Origin of the sequence: Kitasatospora sp. NPDC056181, from assembly GCF_042266225.1 — a bacterium.
Taxonomy (GTDB): Bacteria; Actinomycetota; Actinomycetes; order Streptomycetales; family Streptomycetaceae; genus Kitasatospora.
On the sequence record NZ_JBHJUK010000309.1, the window covers coordinates 1 to 2484 of the forward strand.

2 protein-coding genes are annotated in these 2484 nt (G+C 75.7%); both read right to left on the reverse strand.

The window, feature by feature from the left end; translation table 11 throughout:
• Positions 1-1859: 1859 nt before the first annotated feature.
• A complete protein-coding gene (locus ACFC1F_RS43080; protein WP_174315845.1) occupies positions 1860-2018 on the reverse strand; it encodes a DUF6760 family protein in 159 nt (52 codons plus the stop codon).
• Positions 2015-2482 (reverse strand): hypothetical protein, encoded by a 468-nt coding sequence (locus ACFC1F_RS43085; protein ID WP_376167274.1) that lies wholly within the window; start codon positions 2480-2482, stop codon positions 2015-2017. The genes ACFC1F_RS43080 and ACFC1F_RS43085 overlap by 4 nt, the downstream gene beginning before the upstream one ends.
• Between the last annotated feature and the right edge of the window lie 2 nt (positions 2483-2484).

The following is a 2484-nucleotide window of genomic DNA, read 5'->3' on the forward strand; positions in this document are numbered from 1 at the left end:
GGGGAGTGGTGGCCTGTGGCCCCAGGGGTGCGGTGGGAAGGGGGAGTTCGGTTGCGGCTGCGCCGAGTGGTGGGCGATCCGCCGTGCGTTCTTCGGGGGTGTTGGGAGTGGTCTCCGGCAGGCGCTGGACCGTGGGCATGGCCGGTAGGGGAGCGGTCGCCGGTGTCCCCAGGGGTGCGGTGGGAAGGGGGAGTTCGGTTGCGGCTGCGCCGAGTGGTGGGCGATGCGCTGTGCGCTGTTCGGGGGCGTCGGGAGTGGTCTCCGGCAGGCGCTGGACCGTGGGCATGGCCGGTAGGGGAGCGGGGGCTTGCAAACCCAAGGGCGCAGCGGGAACGGGGAGTTCGGCTGCCGGAGCGCCCAGGGCCGGGCGATCGCCCGCGCGCTGCACAGGTGTTTCGCCTGTGCCCCGCGCGGGTGTGACGGGCAGCTCGGGGATGACGGTCTCCGCTTGCCGCTGGACGATGGGCATGGCCGGCGCGGGAGCGGGGGTGACCGCTCCCGAGGGCGCGGCGGGCGCCGGGACTTCGGCCGGCGGGGCACCGAGGGGGGCAAGGTCGGCCGCACGCTGCACAGGCACGTCGGGGGACGGGCCGCCGATGCGCGCCAGGGGGACGGCGGGACGCACGACGGGCACCCGGCGCCTGGGTGCGGCGGGTACCCGGGCGACGGTCAGGGACCGGCCGACAGGGCGCGTCTGCACCACGGCGCGCGCCGCTTCGGCGTGCTCCTCGGAAGCGCCCTCGCCCGGGCGGTCGGTACGGGCACTCTTGGCGGCGGGTACCTCCCGGCCCGGACGGCGGCCGGTGGCGGCAGGGAGGGACCTGGTTCCGGGTGCGGTCCGCTGTACGGGCGGGCCGGCCGGGGCCTCCGGGGCGCCGTCGCCGGAAGCGTCGGCGACCACCGCGATCCGGCGGATCAGCGGGAGTCGCGTGGGCATCGGCGTACGGCCGGCCCCGGCCGGGGACAAGGAGGTTGCTTCGGCTCGCTGAACGACATGAGCGCCGTCCGCACTGAGCACGGCCGCGGACTGCGCGGGCGTGAGGCCACGGGTGCCTGGTGCACCGCCCGCCGCCCCGGCCCCCGAGGGGACCTCCCGCCCGCCGCGGGACCGTCCTGCGTCCTCGCGGACGTCGTCGGCCCGCGAGCGGTCGGCGCCGGAGATCGACGGCAAGGGATCGGATCCGCTCCGGCCGGCGCTCGCCCTGACCGCAGGCGCGGCCTGCACGGACACCGGAGCGCCCTTCACCGACGCACCCGCACCCGACGCACCCGACGCACCCGCGCCCGCACCCGAGGTGCCCGGCCGCGCACTCGAAGCACCGGCACCCGACGCGCCCGGCCGCGGACGCCGTGACGTCTGCGCGCCGGGTGCGCGTGAGGCCTGCGCGCCGGGTGCCGGCGCCGCCTCCACCTCCGGCGCGGCGTTCGCATCGGACAAGGGCAGTGCCCTGAGCAGCAGCGGGCCGCCGCCACTGTGGGTGGGGTGTGCGGTGGCGGGACGGGTGACGCCGCGCACGAGGCCGGCCGGGGCAGTCGGCAGCAGGGCGTGGGCGAGGCCGGTGTCGAAGGAGGGATCGCGCCAGGCGGCCAGCCCGTCCCGGAAGGCGAGCCCGTCACTGACCCTCATCGGTGCTCGGGACAGGGTCAGGAGGGAGGGCGCGGTGCGACGCCACCCGCCGTCCCAGTCTGCGGGCACGCTCGGGCCCCGGACGGCGGGGGCCTCCTGGACCGCGCCCTTCGCGCCCACACCCTCCGCACCCGCGCCCGCCGCGCCCACAGCATCCGCACCCGCGCCGCCCGAGGGTGCGGCGCCCGGCGTGGTGGCGCGCCGGCGCACCCTGTCCCGCCACGCCATCTACTCAACCACCTTCGTTTATACGGGAGTTGATATGAGAGATCTCGGTGACCCACTGCCGGCGTTCGTCATGGGTCAGGTCGAGGATCTCGTCGCGTTGCCAGTGGAAGTGGTAGGCGATGTACGCGATCTCCTCCCTGAGCCGGGGGAGCGCGTACGTCACGATTCCCCCAGGCGCCCACCGGAGAGGTCGACCTCGAAGCCGCCTTCGCAGTGCGGGCAGGTGACCGCCGCGCGGGTGTGGCCCTCGCTGTTGACGCGCCGGTAGAAGTCCTGGAGGAACGCGACGTCCGTCGCGTACATCCGCTCCACGACCCCGGCGTGCACGTCGGTGACGGTGCCGAGCCGGGTGATGACCTGGCTGAGCAGCACCACACTCAGGTACGCCGGGTTCTCCTTGACCCGCAGGTCGATCTGGGGCCGCAGCTCGTCACGGGCGGTGGCCAGGCGCATCGAGCCGTGCCGGTGCACGGTGCCCGCCTCGTCCACGTACCCACGTGGCAGTTCGAACTCGAACTCGGTGCGCAGCGCGTGCTCCTCGCGCTGCGGCGGAGCAGCGGCGGCGGAGGGTGCCGCCGTCTGTGCCGGGCTCGTGGCGGGTGCCGTGGCCTGGAGGATCTCCTCCAGGC